Genomic DNA, 15627 nt, shown 5'->3' with positions numbered 1-15627 from the left:
GCTGGTTCTTCATCCGCAGCATTCGCCCTTCATGCCGGACAACTTGGGAGGCTCAGGGACAGCTTGTCCGGACAGAGGGTCTTTGGGGGGCTGGGGGGCTTACAGAAAACAGGACGGTTCTTCCGCTGACCCTTGTGCCTTTTTCGCTTTTTAGAGCAGTGTTCACAACAGGCCGTCAGGCAGGCGCCAACTCCTCTCCCCCCTTGAGGGGGAGATGCCCCCGACAGGGGGCAGAGGGGGTAATGGACTGTCCGTTTATGAGAGAGATCCTGCCGTGCTGAGGCGCTGCAACCCCCCTCTGTCTGCTGGCGCAGACATCTCCCCCTCAAGGGGGGAGAGGAATGCTGCGGCAAAAGGAGGGCGCATTCCTACCTTTGCCTTCCCCCTCACACCGCCTCCGGCAAGAAGATCGTGAACGTCGTGCCTCCGCCGGGGGTGCTCTGGACAGTGATGCGGCCGTTCTGGCGTTCGACGAGTTTCTGGCAGATGGACAGGCCAAGGCCGGAGCCGGTGGCGCTTGACCCGGTGCCAGAGCTGCTGCCAGAACCAGTAGTGCCGGGAGCGGGGCGGGTGGTGAAGAAGGGCTCGAAGATGCGGGCCTGCACCTCGGCGCTCATACCGGTGCCGGTGTCTGCCACCGTGAAGCGCACGCCGGAGAGGCCGGCTTCTTCCGCGTCCTCGCAGGCGAGGCGCAGCCGTCCGCCACCGGGCATGGCGTGGACGGCGTTGACGATGAGATTGATCAGCACCTGCTGAAGCTCGGTGCGGTTGATCAGCACCTGCCGGGTGGAGAAGGGCTCCAGCGTGACGCTGACATCGGCCTTTTTCAGAAGATGCTGCACCAGCGGCAGGCAGCCTTCGAGGGCTTCGGCGGGATCGGTGCGCTCGGTCCAGCCGGCGAATTCCTCCGGCCTTGCAAACTGAAGCAAGCGGGTGACGATGAGGTGGATGCGGTGGACCTGTTCGTCCAGCAGGCGGAACTCGGTGGCAGCTTCCACCGCCCGGTCACCCATCACCTGCTGCAGCACATCGAGATTGCCCTGGATGACGGCGACCGGATTGTTGATCTCATGGGCGACACCTGCGGTGATCTCGCCGATGGCAGCGAGCTTTTCCGAAACGATGAGCTGGCGGGTGGCGGCTTCCAGCTGCAGGTTGGATTGTTCCAGCTCGCGGGTGCGCTCGGCGACGCGGGCGTTGAGCTGTTCGTTCCATTGGCGCAGAGCTGCATCCCGCTCCTGAACGAGATCCAGCAGGTGATCGAGCAGATGCGCCACGCGGGTGATTTCGTCCTGACCGGCCCCGCCGCCCTGCGGCTGGGGTGCATGGGTGCGGGCGCCCATGTCACCCGCTTCGACGCGGGAAATGGTGCCTGCCATCTTCTCCAGCGGGCGGAAGATCGCCCGCGCCCAGCGCAGGAAGATGGGCACGGTGATGGTGCCGATGGCCAGAAGCGCAAGGACGACCAGCAGCACCGTCTGCTGCCGGGCCTGGGTGAAGGGCGTTTCCAGAAAGCCGACATAGAGCATGCCGGCGCGCTGGCCCTCGCTGTCGAGGATCGGCTCATAGGCGGAGATGTACCAGTCGTTGACGACGAAGGCGCTGGCCCGCCAGGTGATGCCGTCATCCAGCACGGTCTTGCGCACGGCATCCGACACCCGCGTGCCCAGCGCGCGCTTGCCCTCGAACAGGCGCACATTGGTGCTGATGCGCACGTCATCGAGAAACAGCGTCGCCGTGCCCTCACTGCCCTCCGGCAGGCTGCCCTGCCGGTAAACGAGATCATTGATCGTGTCGATGAAGACGAGGTTCTGGTTGAGGAGCAGGCCGCCGGTGAGCGCGGCCTTGCGGCCATCGGCAAGCGTGACCGGGGTGGCAGCCAGAATGACCATGCCCCGGTCTTCGGTCTTGCGCGGGCTGGGGGCGGCGTTGGCGGTGGGCACGATGTCGAGCCTGGCACGCGCCGCAAGCTCCGGCGACAGCCGTTCAAGATCCGGGCCGGAGAGAATGGTGATGCCGGTGCGGGCGCTGCCTTCCAGCGCGCTGGCGATGACAGGGGAGGATTGCTCCGGCAGGCGCAGGTCCGGGCTGCTGGCGGCGATCAGCGCGCCCGAGGCGTCGGTGAGATAGAGATAGTCGAGGCCGAGGCTGGTCTTTTCCTGCGCCAGCAGATCCGCCAGTGCCGGGCGGGAGGCGGCGCTCTGGAAGCGGGCGGACTGGGCGATGGCGGTCAGCCGCTCGCCGTTGGTTTCCATCAGCCTTGCGAGATATTGCCGGGCTATGGTGAGGTCGGCGCTGACCTTGTTGATCAAGACCTCGCTGAACTTGGTGTTCCAGCGCAGCATGATGCCGCCGGCCACCAGCGGCACGATGACCAGCATGGGCAGAAGCGCAATCGCCAGCAGGCGGAAACGGACGGAACGGGACGGGCGGACGCGCTCCAGTGGGGCGGCTGGCTCAGACATTCCAGTCCCTGAGCCGCCGGTCGATGGTCTTGCGGGAAATGCCGAGAAGGTTTGCGGCCGCATCCCGGTTGCCGCCGCAGCTCTCCAGCGTGCCCAGAATATGGTTGCGCTCCATATCGGCCAGCGTCAGCGTGCCATCGGCCTGCGGTGCCGCGCTGGCTTGCCCGCCAGTACCGGGCGTTTGCGCGGTGCGCAGGAAATCCGGCGGAAAGCGGCCAAGGATCAGGCTGCGCTCGATGAAGTTGCGCAGCTCGCGCACATTGCCCGGCCAGTCATAGGCGGCAATCGCCCGGCGCACCTCTTCGGTGAGCGGCAGCGGCGGGGTGCCGAGCTGCAGCGACAGCTTCTGCATGAACAGGTCCGCCAGATCGAGCGCATCGCGCCCGCGCTCCTTCAGCGGCGGCATGTGCAGGCTGACGATGTTGATGCGGAAGAAGAGGTCGGCCCGGAAGCGCCCCTCGGCCACCGCTTTCTCCAGATCCACATTGGTGGCAAAGACGAAGCGCAGATCGACGGGCAGCTCGCGCTCGGCGCCGACGGGGCGCACCTTGCGGTCTTCCAGCACGCGCAGCAGCTTGCCCTGGGTCTGAAGGGGCAGGTCGCCAATCTCGTCCAGAAACAGCGTGCCGCCGCGGGCATGCAGGAACAGGCCCTCGCGCCCATTCTGCGCGCCGGTGAAGGCGCCCTTCACATGGCCGAAAAGCTCGCTCTCCACCATGTCGGACGGCATGGCGGCGCAGTTGACCGGCACGAAGGGCTTGGCCGCCCGGTCGGACAGCTCATGGATCATGCGCGCTGCCACCTCCTTGCCGGTGCCGGACTGGCCGGTCAGCAGCACGGAGGAGGGGAGCGGGGCAACGCGGGCGATGGTGGCGCGGATGTCCTCGATGGCGGGGGAGGCGCCGATCAGCTTGTCGCGCAGGAGGATAAGGTCAGAGCTTGCCTTCAGCTCATGCCGCAGCACCGTGTTCTCCCGCTGCAGCTGCATCCGGTCGAGGCAGCGGGCCACGGCATTGAGGATCTGGTTGGAGCGGAAGGGCTTCAGCACGAAATCCGCCGCACCCGCCTGCAGTGCCTGAATGGCCGTCTCAAGGTCGGCATAGGCGGTGATCAGGATGGCGGCGGGCAGAAAGCCGGTGTCGCGCTGTTCGGCCAGCCAGTCGACGCCGCGCTGGCCGCCCATGATATTGTCGAGGATGACGATATCGAAATGCGCTGCATCCAGCAGGCCAGTGGCCTCTTCGACGCTGGCGGCCAGATCCAGATGCCGGCAGCGCGGGCGCAGCGTCCGGTCAAGGAAGTTGCGCATGCCCGGCTCGTCATCGATGACGAGGATCGAGGCCTCTCCCAGCGCCTCATCAAAGCCTGTCTTCGGCGCAGCGCTGGCCAGTGCCGTGCTGGTGTTCATTCTCCCCTCCCATGCTGCCTGCTTGCGGCGTCTTGTTCGCACCCCATGAAGCAGCAGTGTCCGACCCTCGCAAAACTGGCAGGCAAGGGCAAGTGTGGAGAGCCTTAATGCAGCCGGTCGAGTGGCAGGAACTCGACGCAGATCAGGATGAAGCCTGCGAGGAACACGGTTTCGGCAACCAGCAGCGCAATGGCGCGGCGGCCGACGCTCATGATGTTGGGCAGGGAGGTCTTGACGCCGACCGCGCCGATGGCTGCCAGCAGCGCCCAGCGGGAGGCTGCATTGGCGCCTTCTGCGACGAATGCCGGGATTTCGATGAGGGAATTGAGGATGGCCAGCGCCAGAAAGCCAAGAACGAACAGCGGCACCAGCGGCGGACGCTTGGCATCGGAGGGCACGGAGCGGCGGAAGGCGAGGGCGATCAGCAGCACCACGGGGGCCAGCATGGTGACGCGGATCAGCTTCACCAGCACGGCCATGTCGCCAGTTGTCTCGGAAACGGAGAAACCTGCGCCGACCACCTGCGCCACGTCATGGATCGTTGCGCCGAGGAAGACGCCGGTGACCTGATCGCTCATGCCCAGAGCAGAGGCGAGGATGGGGTAGCCGATCATGGCGAGTGTGGACATCATGGTGACGCCAAAGACGGCGAACACCATGTCCCGCTCTGCCTCATGGGCAGACTTGCGCGGCAGCACGGCGGCGATGGCCATGGCGGCAGACGCCCCGCAGATGGCGACGGCGCCGCCCGTGAGCAGTCCGAAGCGGCTTTCCTGCCCGAAGAGGCGCGAGACGGCCATACCGAAGCCGATGGTCAAGGCAACGGCGCTTGCCAGCACCAGAAGCATCGGTAGCCCGAGATCGGCAAACATGCCGAGGCTGATCCTGAGGCCGAGTAGCGTGATCCCGGCGCGCAGGAGGCTTTTCGCTGCAAACTCCAGCCCCGGCAGCATGCGCGGATCATCTGAGAGGAAATGCAGCGCCAGTCCGATCAGGATCGCCAGCAGCATGGCCGGCGCGCCGTAATGCTCCGAAAGGAAGGCGGAGGCGAGTGCGATCAGCACGGCGATGGAAAGGCCGGGGAAACGCAGGCGCATGCGTGCGGCAAGCGAAGTCTCTCCGTCCTTTTCGGCTGGAAAGGCCTGATCTGGAGTGGCCATGGCGTGAACCTTCAGGATGGGGCGCAAAAGAGACGCACCGGATGCCCCGGTGCCTGTCTTGAGAGCCGTTGTTTTTCGGGTAAGCAGTTTTGTTTCAGGGCAGATGAAAGGATATCAGGTCTGGGCCTGTTTGGGGTTGTGGGGCAAGGCTTTTCAGCCTCCCTTCCTCTTGTGGCGCAACGTTTACAACGGACAGCCAGTCAGGCACCAATTCCTCTCCCCCCTTGAGGGGGAGATGCCCCCGGTAGGGGGCAGAGGGGGGTAACGGACTGTCCGTTTATGAGAGAGATCCTGCCGTACTGAGGCGCTGCCACCCCCCTCTGTCTGCTGACGCAGACATCTCCCCCTCAAGGGGGGAGAGGGGGCTGCGGCCAAAGGAGGGCGCGTTCCCCCGCCATGCGTCCGTTGTAAATACTGCTCCACGATGGAGGAAAGGCCACCCCGGCCATATCCGAGCTCCCCCAAAAAGCAGGACGGAGCGGGCCCCGTCCTGCAGGGTCAATGTCAGTCGGCCGTTTCGGCGGCGCGCTCGGCGTTGACGATTTCCTCGGCTTCAGCCACGGCGGTGGTGAACATGGCGAAGACTTCCTCGCCACCCGTGACCTTGGTCTTGAACCAGTCGAACACCGGGGCGACGGCCTCCTTGAAGGCTGCCTTTTCTTCAGCCGTCGGCACGTAGATCTCGCCGCCGGCTTTCAGGAAGTCCTGATAGGCGGCGATTTCCTTGCGCTTGGGGCTGGCGAAGGTGGCCTGCTGCAGGGCGGCGAAGCCATCGGCCACCACCTTGCGCTGTTCCGGCGTCAGCGACAGGAAGCGCTGGTTCGACATCCACCAGAAGGCACCCATGTAGGAGTGGCCATCCAGAGTGATGTATTTCACGCCTGCATCGGTGAACTTCATGTTCATGATGTCGGTGATGCCGTTGGCCGTGCCTTCGACAACGCCGGTCTGCAGGGCGGTGAAGAGTTCCGGCCACGGAACGGGCGTGGGCGACGCGCCGACGGCGGTGGCCACCTGCTGCGGCAGGTCGGCCGGCACGGTGCGCATCTTCAGGCCCTTGAGGTCTGCCGGGGTCTTCACCGTGCCCTTGGTGTTGGCATAGTTGCGCCAGCCGCCGGTGTTGCCGATGGTCATCAGGCGGATGGCGTTGCCGCTGTCAGCCAGAGCCTTGGCGCGCAATTCGCGGGTGAAGGGGCCGGTCAGCACGGCTTCGGCCACCCGGTCGTCGCTCATCAGATAGGGCAGGTCCAGCACCTGGATATAGGGGAAGAGGCCCGCCGCACCGCCGGAGGTGGAGATGTAGATATCGATGTTGCCGTCGGCGACGCCCTGAAGGCATTCCTCGCCGGTGGCGCAGAGCTGGGTGCCGATGAACAGCTCAACGGCAATCGCGCCGTTCGAGGCATTCTCCACGTAGTTCTTGAAGACGACGAGGCCGTCATAATCCTCGTCATTCTCGTTGGAATTGGCGGTGGCGCGCAGGGTGATGTCTGCCGCCTGCGCCATGGTGGCCATGGACAGCGTGCTGGCCAGCAGCACGGTCTTCAGAAGTGCCTTGAGCATTCCAGTTCCTCCCTTTCACTCAAGTCAGTTCACGAACCCCAGAAGGCGGGGGACGGTGAGGCAGATGGCGGGGAAGTAGGTGATCAGGAAGATCACGGCCACTTCCGCCGCCAGGAACGGCAGCGTTGCCCGGGCAATGGTCTCCACCCTCAGGCCCGAGACGGACGAGGTGACGAACAGCACGAGGCCCATGGGCGGGGTGAGCAGGCCAACGGTCAGGTTCACCGCCATGATGATGGCAAAATGGATCGGATCCACGCCCATGGAGGTGAAGATCGGTCCGAGGATCGGCCCCAGGATGATGATGGCGGGCCCTGCATCGAGGAACATGCCGACGATGAACAGCAGGATGTTGATCAGGAACAGCAGCACCAGCGGATTGTTGCTGAGGCCGAGGATGATATCGGCCAGCAGTTCCGGCGTGTGGGCAAGGCTGGCCACCGTCTTGAAGGCCATGGCAGCACCCACCAGCAGCAGCACCACGGCGGAGGTCATGCCGGCGCGGGTCAGCACGTCCGGGATCTCGCGCACCTTGAGGGTGCGCATGACAAAGAGGCCGATGAAGAACGAGTAGCCCACGGCGATGGCGGAAGCTTCCGTCGGGGTGAAGACACCGCCAAGAATGCCGCCGAGGATGATCGCCGGCGTCAGCAGTGGCCAGAAGGCCGAGAGGCTGGCCTTGCCTCTGTCTCCCCACGAGGCGCGGGCGGTAGCGGCGGGCAGGTTTTCCCGGTCCGCCTGCAGCCAGACGATGACCATCAGACTGAGGCCAATGAGAATGCCCGGCACGATGCCCGCAAGGAACAGGGCGGCAACACTCTGGTTCATCACATAGGCATAGATGATCATGATGCCGGAGGGCGGGATGATCGGGCCGATGATGGAGGAGGCGGCGGTCACGGCGGCGGCAAAACGGCGGGTGTACCCCTGCTTCTCCATGGCCGGGATCAGCATGGAGCCCAGCGCCGACACATCCGCCACCGCCGAGCCGGACAATCCGGCAAAGAGCATGGAGGACATGATGTTCACGTGCGCCAGACCACCGCGCAGATGGCCGATCATGGCCTGTGCAAATTCGACGAGGCGCATGGTGATGCCGGCCCGGTTCATCAGTTCGCCCGCGAGCATGAAGAAAGGAATCGCCATCAGCGGGAAGCTGTCCATGCCGTTGTAGACATTGCGGTAGAGCAGGGCGATCTCACGCTCCTGGCCATTGGCCCAGAGCAGGGCGGCTGGGGCCATGATGAGGCCGAAGACCACGGGCAGGCCGAGGAACAGCAGCAGGAGGAAGAGCGGCAGGAAAAGACTGAGCATCACTCCGCTCCCAGAGACTGAGTTTCGGTAACCGGTGCAAGCTGGCGCTCACCGCCCATGAGCGTGATGAGGCTGCGCAGGATCAGTTCGATGCAGACGGCGAGCATCGCCGTACAGCCAACCGCGAGCGAGGCCATCATCCAGGCGCGGGGGACCTTCATCCAGGCGGAGAAGTCCAGCGACACGGGCACGGAAATCGCGGCCATCGCAAAACGGCCGCCAATGCCGGTGACTTCCTTCCAGCCCAGCCGTGTGGCGTAGAACAGGAGGCCGGCAATCAGGATGAGCAGAACGAGATTGAGCACTCCGGCCACAAGGCGCGGCAGCAGGATCACCAGCATGTCGATGCCGACAAAGCCGCCCCGGCGGAAGGCCGTGGGCACCATCAGGCCGGTCATCCAGAGCATGAGAAAGCGGGCGGCTTCCTCCGTCCAGGCCGGAGCGTCGTTGAGCACGTAGCGGAAAAACACCTGGATCAGGATGATGATGACCATCAGCCCGACGCAGCCTGCCCCGATCCAGCGGCCGGCGGCCAGCGCCGCGCCGTTGACAAGGCCCAGATATCTGGCGGTTGCCAGAATGAAACCCATCATTTTCCTCCCACCAGCCGCGGTCTCCCGGCGCGGCTGCCAAACCCGAATGGCCCGGTATCTCAGGTCATTCTGGCAAACCGTCCGAAAGCGCCCTGCGAGAAGCAAAGCGGTGCGCCATCGCGCTGTGCTACGCGTAGCACCCGTCCGATGACAATGGAATGGTCCCCGCCGTCGTGCACGGCATGCAGGGCACACTCGAAGCGGGCGAGCGTGCCAGGGATGACCGGCGCGCCTTCCGCATTGATCTCCCACGCCAGCCCGTCAAAGGCGGTGCCGCCCCGGGTGAAGCTGGCGCTGAGCCCGTCCTGCTCCTCGCCCAGCACATGGATGGCGAAATGCGTGGCGGTGGTGAAGCCGCCATGCTTGGATGAGTTCTTTGCCGGCGACCAGAGCACCAGTGGCGGATCCAGCGACAGCGAGGTGAAGCTGTTGGCCGTCATGCCCATGGGGCCCTGATCGCCCATGGCCGTCACCACAGTTACGCCCGTGGCAAAGGTGCCCAGCGCAGTGCGGAACTCGCGCGATGTTTCCGTGCCCGGCACGAACAGCCGCTCATCCCGTCCGGAGAGGTGTTCGTTCGCTGCCATCATCACGGCACGTCCTTGCCAATGGCCAGAGTATAAAGCTCGAACCAGGTCTGCCGGTCCATCTCCACCTTGGCTGCCTCGCCGATCTTGCCGATCCGCTCGATGTTGTTGGTGCCCATCACCGGGATGATCCGCCCCGGATGGCGCAGCAGCCAGGCGACTGCGACTGCAGTTGCATCAACGCCCTGCGCCGCGCCGGTCCGCTCCAGTGCGGCCAGAAGCTGGCGGTTGTCCTCGCCGAAGAGCGAGCCGCCGCCCAGCGGCGACCAGGCCATCGGCGCAATCGCCCTTTCCTGCAGATAGGCCAGATCGCCGTTGACGAAGCATTCGGTTGCCACAAGGCTGATCTCGATCTGGTTGGTGACGAGCTTGCCGCTCATCGCCGACTGCAGCAGCGAGAAATCCCAGGGGCGGAAGTTGGAGACGCCGACGCTGCGCACTTTGCCCGACGCGACGAGGCCATCCAGCGCCTTGCCGGTTTCCTCGTGGTCGATCAGCGGATCGGGGCGGTGGATCAGCAGCAGGTCGATCCGGTCCGTGCCCATGTCGCGCAAGGAGGCTTCGACCGAGGCCGTGATGTGTCCTTCGGTGGTGTCGTAGTACTTCACGCGCCGGTCCGCATAGCGGCCGGCCGGGGCGACGATGCCGCACTTGGTGACGAGTTCCACCTTGTCGCGCAGCTGCGGCGATGCCTTCAGCGCACCGCCCAGGATCGCCTCGGCGGTGTAGCCGCCGTAAATGTCGGCTTGATCCAGCGTGGTGATGCCCTGCGCCAGACAGCTTTCGATCTTGGCCTGAACATGCGCCGGGCTGGTGTTGCTGTCATCACCGATGCGCCACATGCCATAGACGATGCGGCTGAGGCTCAGGTCTTTGGTGAGATCAATGCGGTTCATCAGCGGCGTTCTCCCACGCCCAGCGGAGTGGCTGGCGTTTCGCTTGGCACACGGCCATATTCATGGGGCAGGGAACAGGTCTTGAGCTGCGGCAGGACCTTGGTTCCGAAGTGACCGGCTTCCTCCAGATGCGGATAGCCGGAGAAGATGAAGGCGCGGATGCCCATCTTCCGGTAGGATTCGATTTCCGACAGCACCTGATCGGTGGAGCCGACGAGCGCCGCCCCGCAGCCTGAGCGCGCCCGGCCAATGCCGGTCCACAGATGCGGCTCGATATAACCGAACTTGTCCGCCAGTTCGCGGGCGCGGGCCTGATGGGCAACGCCCAGCGAGATGGAGTCGTGGGCGCGGTCGCGGATCAGCTTGCCGTATTCGTCATCGAGCTTCGAGACGAGATGCTCGGCATATTCGCGCGCTTCGGCTTCCGTGTCGCGGACGATCATGTGGACGCGCAGGCCATAGTCGAGGGTGCGGCCATGGGCGGCGGCGCGTTCATGCACGGCCTTCATCCGCTCTGCCAACTGGTCTTTTGTCTCGGGCCACATCAGATAGACGTCGCACTGGGCGCCGCACAGTTCCAGCGCATCCGGCGAGTATCCGCCGAAATAGAGCAGGGGGCCGCCGTTCTGCTGATAGGGACGCGCCGGTTCTGTCGAAACGCCCTTGAACTGATAGACCTCGCCCTCATGATCGATGGTCTCGCGCGTCCAGGCCTGCCGCAGGATCTGAACGACCTCGTGGCTGCGCTTGTAGCGGTAGGTGCTGTCAGCAACTTCACCGGGGAAGTCGGAGCTGATGACGTTGAGCGTCAGGCGGCCCTTCAGCATGTGATCGAGCGTTGCCACCGTGCGGGCCAGCATGATCGGCTGCATCTCGCCGCAGCGGATGGCCGCCAGCATGTTGATGTGCTCCGTGATGGGCGCGCAGCCGGCCACGAAGCTCAGCGTGTCCTGCCCCACCTGATAGGACGAGGGGCACAGGATGTTGCGGAAGCCAAGGCTTTCCGCCTTCTGCACGATCGAGGAGCAGTGCTCCCAGCTGGAGCGCAGGCTGCCGTCCGGCACGCCGAGATAGGCGTAGTCGTCGGAGCACAGAGCCGCAAACCAGGACACTTCGGATGCGTCGAGATCGGCGGAGGTCACGGGAACAACGGTCATCATACTCCCCTTTTGAGCCGCAGTTTCCACTTGCGTAACACCTGCATTGATGTAAATCAATAGTGTATCAATTTTCTTGTGACCCACTCCTCGAACACCTCATTCCACGGCCGGAGCGTGATGACACAGAGCAAGGGCAGCCTGCCGATCTACATGCAGATCGCCGAATTGCTGGTGCGCGATATTGCTGCTGGACGGCTGATCGACGGCATGCGCCTGCCGCCGGAACGGGACATGGCAGCGGAGATGGGCATTGCTGTCGGAACCCTGCGCAAGGCCTTGGCAGAGTTGCAGAATCGCGGGCTGCTGGAGCGTGTTCAGGGCTCGGGGAACTACATCCGGGCGATGAGTGACCCGAAGAGCCTCTACGCCATGTTCCGGCTGGAGCTGATCAAGGGCGGCGGCCTGCCAACAGCGGAGGTTCTGTCCGTCACCCGGCTGGCCAAGCCGGATTACCTGCCGCCTTTCGGGCATGGCAGCGAAGGCCACCGCATCCGCCGCCTGCGCCGTCTTTCGGGGCAGATTGCAGCTGTCGAGGAGATCTGGCTCGACGGCTCCTATGTGCAGCATGTGACGGCAGAAGAGCTGTCAGAGTCGCTCTATCTCTTCTACCGCACCCGGCTCGGCCTGTGGATCGTCAAGGCCGAGGATCAGGTGGGGCTGGATCATGTGCCGGACTGGGCGCCTGCCAATTTCTGCCACGCGCCGGGTGCGCCGGTGCCGCACATCCTTCGCATCAGTCATGGACAGGACGGGCAGCGGGCGGAGGTTTCCCGCACCTGGTTCGATCATAACGTGGCGCGCTACGTGGCGCGTCTGAAATAGGGGGAAATACCTTGAGCCTGACGTATGGAATCATCGGCTGCGGCATGATGGGGCAGGAGCATCTGCGCAACATTGCCCTGCTGGAGGGGGCGTCTGTTGCAGCAATCTACGAGCCCGATGCAGACATGCGCGCCCGTGCCGCCGCAGCCGTGCCCGGCGCCCGGATGGTGGACTCGGTCGCCGATCTTCTGGAGGTGGCCCAGATCAACTGTCTGCTGATCGCCAGCCCCAATTTCCTGCATCTCAGCCAGCTCGAGGAAATTGCCTCCGTCCGGCCACTGCCGGTGATCGTGGAAAAGCCGCTGTTCACAGCGCCCGAAGATGCCCCGCGCCTTGCCGCCCTGCGCGCTGCCTATCCTGCGCCCATCTGGGTGGCGATGGAATACCGCTACATGCCCCCGGTCGCAAAGATGATCGAGGAAGCGGACAACGTGACCGGCGGCATCCGCATGCTGACTATCCGCGAGCACCGCTTTCCGTTTCTCGAGAAGGTCGGCGACTGGAACCGCTTCAACCGCAACACCGGCGGCACACTGGTGGAAAAATGCTGCCATTTTTTCGACCTCATGCGCCACATCCTCAAGTCCGATCCGGTGCGGGTTATGGCGTCCGGCGGGCAGGCGGTGAACCATCTGGACGAGGTTTACGCAGGCGAGCGCTCCGATATCTGGGACCATGCCTATGTGATCGTCGATTTCGCCTCCGGCGCCCGCGCCATGCTGGAGCTCTGCATGTTCGCGGAAGGCTCGCGCTATCAGGAGGAGATTTCCGCTGTCGGGCCAAAGGGCAAGATCGAATGCCTCGTTCCGGGACCGGGCCGTTTCTGGCCGGAGCATCTGGGTGAGCCGCCGGTGCCGCAGGTCATCGTCTCGCCGCGCCAGCCGCAGGGGCCCGTGGTGCTGGAAGTGCCGGTCGATCCGCAGCTGCTGGATGCCGGCGACCACAATGGCTCCACCTTCTATCAGCACCAGCGCTTCCAGAAAGCCGTCACCGCCGGTGCGCCGGTGGAAGTGGCTCTGAATGACGGCTGGTGGGCCGTCGCCATGGGCCTCGCCGCCCAGCAATCCGCCATGACCGGCAAGGCCGTGGACATTGCAAGCCTGGCCTACACGCCGGGGTGAATTCCCCGGCGGTGGTTTGTTTCTGGAAAGCAGAGGCGATCCTGCTCTGCCCAGGAGGAAGACGCAAACACCGCGCCGTCCCCGCCTTGTGCGGGGACCCGTCAGGGACGCAGGGCGGTTGCTTTTCTGTGACAAATGCAGAGCGGAAGCCTTGTCCAATTCTGCAAAGGCAGCGGCAGCCTTACAGGCCCCGGCGCAAGGCCGGGGCGGCGCGGAGTGGACGCAAGGCCTTGCAGATCCTCCGACAGTCGCTTGTAGTCTTGCTCCGCGTCCCCGTTGACCTCATCCCTCAGCCCGCTAATCTGCCGCCCGCCCGCGCAGCTGTTCAGAGATTCCAATTCTGCGGGCAGGGAGGACTTCCGTCATGCTCAAGGGGATTCATCCGCTCATCAGCCCGGAACTGCTGATGGTTCTGGCCGCCATGGGGCATGGGGACGAGATTGCCATCGTCGATGCCAATTTTCCGGCCGAATCGACCGCTCGCCACACGGTGCATGGGGTGCCGCTGCGCATGGATTGCCCGGCAGTGAAAGCGGTGGAGGCCATTCTCACTCTGCTGCCGGTGGACACCTTCGATGGCGATCCGGTTTTCACCATGCAGGTGGTGGGCGATGCTGCGGCCATTCCGCCGGTGGTGGCCGAGGCCAAGCCCCTGTTCGACGCGGAAAAAGCGTCCATGGCCTCGCTGGAGCGCTATGATTTCTACGCCCGTGCCAAGGAGTGCTATGCTGTGGTCCTGACCACCGAACTGCGCGCCTATGGCAATTTCATCATCCGCAAGGGCGTGATCTTCGGGTGATGTGAAGTGAGGATCAGGCGAGGGAGAGTTCCCCCGCCAGACCCTTCAACCGGTCCAGAACCTCGCTGATGCTGGCGCAAGGGGCGCTGGCGGGGCGGCCGAGGTAGGGGCAGGTGAGGACGGCGATGGCGTCGCCGTCCGGGGCCAGCACGGGCACGGAAATATCCTGCACGCCGAGAAGCTGGCCGCTTTCGGCAATGCGGTAACCGGCCGCCCGCACCCGTTCGAGCTCTTCTTCCACCTCATGCAGGCGCGCGGTCTGGGCGCTGCTGCCCCAGGTGGCCAGGGTTTCGGCGCGGCGTTCCGGGTTCTGGAAGGCCAGCAGCGCAATGCCTGAGCCGGTGTCCAGCAGGTCCAGTCTTGCGCCGACGCGCACGCGGAATTCCCAACTGTCCATCGGGCTTGCCTGCGCCACGACAACGGCGGCAGCGCGCTCAGGCACGGCGAGATGGCACGACTGGCGGCTGTCACGGGCGAACAGATCCAGCTTCGGCGTTGCCTGCGCCACAAGGCGGCGCACCGGCGGGTGCCGGTTGGCCAGCACGAACAGCTTCATCGACAGGGCGTAGCGGTCGCCGCCAAAGGAGCGCACCACATAGTCGCGCGCCACCAGCCGCTCCAGCATGCGGTAGATTTCCGAGGGGCTGCGGCCCATGGCCTTGACGATTTCCGCACGCGTCATGCCGGCAGACTGTTCCGACAGCAATTCGAGAATATCGAGCCCCTTGTCCAGCGCAGGGGCGCGGTAGCGCTCTGACCCGCTCTCTGCATCACTCATGGTTCATTCCTCCCGGTCCCCTCGCAAATTTCACGCGGGGGTGTTTTGTTCTCTTGATCTGCAGTGTTGCATATCAGTTCATTTGTGAATAGGGTGTTCGTATATGAACAGCTGTCATCAAGAGCGGCTGGTGGAGGAAAGGCCGGTGGCCCTGAGGTGGAGCCGGTATCCGGGAGGACTGCGATGCGCCTTGCAGGCAAGACTATTCTCGTGACGGCAGCCGGTCAGGGCATGGGCCGCGCTTCGGCTCTGGCATTGGCGGCAGAAGGCGCACGGGTGATTGCCACGGACCGGGATGCCACTCTGCTGGCCGGGCTCACTGGCCTTGAAACGCTGAAGCTGGATGTGACGGACCGGGCTGCCATCGATGCGCTGGCGCGGGACGTTGGCCCGCTGGACGGGCTCTTCAACTGCGCGGGCATGGTGCACAACGGTGCGGTGCTCGACATCACTGACGAGGACTGGGAACAGGCACTGGCGGTCAATGTAACCTCCATGATGCGCATGATCCGGGCTTTCCTGCCGGGGATGCTGGAACGGGCCGGCAAGACCGGCTCTGCATCCATTCTCAACATGGCCTCGATGGCCTCTTCCATCAAGGGATTTGTCAACCGCACCGCCTATGGCACCACCAAGGCGGCGGTGATCGGCCTGACCAAGGCCGTTGCGGCCGATTATGTGAAGCAGGGCATCCGCTGCAACGCCCTGTGCCCCGGCACGGTGGACACGCCCTCGCTGCGCGGCCGCATCGCCTCTGCTGCCGACCCGGTGCAGGCGGAGAAGGACTTCATCGCCCGCCAGCCCATGGGCCGTCTGGCAACGGTGGACGATATCACGCCGCTGGTGCTCTATCTTCTGAGCGACGAAAGCCGCTTCATGACCGGTCAGGCCGTTCTGGTGGACGGCGGCGTCACGATCTGAGCCTTGCGGGCCGGTCGAGGCCCGCAGCCATCACACGCGG

General features: G+C 64.6%; 14 protein-coding genes. 4 read left to right on the top strand and 10 right to left on the bottom strand.

The features are described from left to right. Positions 1-386: 386 nt before the first annotated feature. The 9 genes from H163_RS0111505 to H163_RS0111465 form a co-directional block, all read right to left on the bottom strand. Positions 387-2465 carry a sensor histidine kinase gene (locus H163_RS0111505; protein ID WP_019964732.1) on the bottom strand — a complete coding sequence of 693 codons (2079 nt, stop codon included), beginning with the start codon at positions 2463-2465 and terminating at the stop codon, positions 387-389. Then, complete coding sequence (locus H163_RS0111500; RefSeq protein ID WP_019964731.1) at positions 2458-3873, bottom strand: sigma-54-dependent transcriptional regulator; 1416 nt, start codon at positions 3871-3873, stop codon at positions 2458-2460. The genes H163_RS0111505 and H163_RS0111500 overlap by 8 nt, the downstream gene beginning before the upstream one ends. 104 nt (positions 3874-3977) lie before the next feature. Then, positions 3978-5033 carry a YeiH family protein gene (locus H163_RS0111495; protein ID WP_019964730.1) on the bottom strand — a complete coding sequence of 352 codons (1056 nt, stop codon included), beginning with the start codon at positions 5031-5033 and terminating at the stop codon, positions 3978-3980. Between the two features lie 504 nt (positions 5034-5537). Then, entirely contained in the window at positions 5538-6596 is a 1059-nt protein-coding gene (locus H163_RS0111490) for a TRAP transporter substrate-binding protein (RefSeq protein ID WP_019964729.1), read from the bottom strand. Between the two features lie 24 nt (positions 6597-6620). Continuing rightward, positions 6621-7910 carry a TRAP transporter large permease gene (locus H163_RS0111485; RefSeq protein WP_026355743.1) on the bottom strand — a complete coding sequence of 430 codons (1290 nt, stop codon included), beginning with the start codon at positions 7908-7910 and terminating at the stop codon, positions 6621-6623. Beyond that, on the bottom strand, positions 7910-8500 hold the full coding sequence (locus tag H163_RS0111480; RefSeq protein WP_026355742.1) for a TRAP transporter small permease: 591 nt from the start codon (positions 8498-8500) through the stop codon (positions 7910-7912). The genes H163_RS0111485 and H163_RS0111480 overlap by 1 nt, the downstream gene beginning before the upstream one ends. A 62-nt stretch (positions 8501-8562) precedes the next feature. Beyond that, complete coding sequence (locus H163_RS0111475; RefSeq protein WP_019964726.1) at positions 8563-9093, bottom strand: flavin reductase family protein; 531 nt, start codon at positions 9091-9093, stop codon at positions 8563-8565. After that, positions 9093-9986, bottom strand: a complete 894-nt coding sequence (locus H163_RS0111470; RefSeq protein ID WP_019964725.1) for an aldo/keto reductase — start codon at positions 9984-9986, stop codon at positions 9093-9095. Before H163_RS0111470 ends, H163_RS0111475 begins: the two co-directional genes overlap by 1 nt. Continuing rightward, entirely contained in the window at positions 9986-11143 is a 1158-nt protein-coding gene (locus H163_RS0111465; protein WP_026355740.1) for an LLM class flavin-dependent oxidoreductase, read from the bottom strand. Before H163_RS0111465 ends, H163_RS0111470 begins: the two co-directional genes overlap by 1 nt. Before the next feature lie 120 nt (positions 11144-11263). On the opposite strand from H163_RS0111465, the gene H163_RS0111460 reads away from it, so the two are divergent. From H163_RS0111460 to H163_RS0111450, 3 genes are all read left to right on the top strand, one after another. Next, the gene (locus tag H163_RS0111460; protein WP_019964723.1) at positions 11264-11968 is read left to right on the top strand and encodes a GntR family transcriptional regulator; all 705 of its coding nucleotides are present in this window, start codon (positions 11264-11266) and stop codon (positions 11966-11968) included. 11 nt (positions 11969-11979) lie between these two features. Beyond that, a complete protein-coding gene (locus H163_RS0111455; RefSeq protein ID WP_115336459.1) occupies positions 11980-13089 on the top strand; it encodes a Gfo/Idh/MocA family protein in 1110 nt (369 codons plus the stop codon). Between the two features lie 364 nt (positions 13090-13453). Beyond that, complete coding sequence (locus tag H163_RS0111450) at positions 13454-13888, top strand: RbsD/FucU family protein (RefSeq protein ID WP_019964721.1); 435 nt, start codon at positions 13454-13456, stop codon at positions 13886-13888. A 13-nt stretch (positions 13889-13901) separates the two neighbouring features. On the opposite strand, the gene H163_RS0111445 is transcribed toward H163_RS0111450, so the two are convergent. After that, complete coding sequence (locus H163_RS0111445; RefSeq protein WP_019964720.1) at positions 13902-14666, bottom strand: IclR family transcriptional regulator; 765 nt, start codon at positions 14664-14666, stop codon at positions 13902-13904. 183 nt (positions 14667-14849) lie between these two features. Here H163_RS0111445 and H163_RS0111440 point away from each other — a divergent pair, with 183 nt between their 5' ends. Continuing rightward, positions 14850-15587 (top strand): SDR family oxidoreductase, encoded by a 738-nt coding sequence (locus H163_RS0111440; protein WP_019964719.1) that lies wholly within the window; start codon positions 14850-14852, stop codon positions 15585-15587. Positions 15588-15627 lie beyond the last annotated feature (40 nt).

This window comes from Pannonibacter phragmitetus DSM 14782, from assembly GCF_000382365.1.
GTDB classification, from domain to species: Bacteria; Pseudomonadota; Alphaproteobacteria; order Rhizobiales; family Stappiaceae; genus Pannonibacter; species Pannonibacter phragmitetus.
This window is presented reverse-complemented; position numbering and strand designations above follow the sequence as displayed.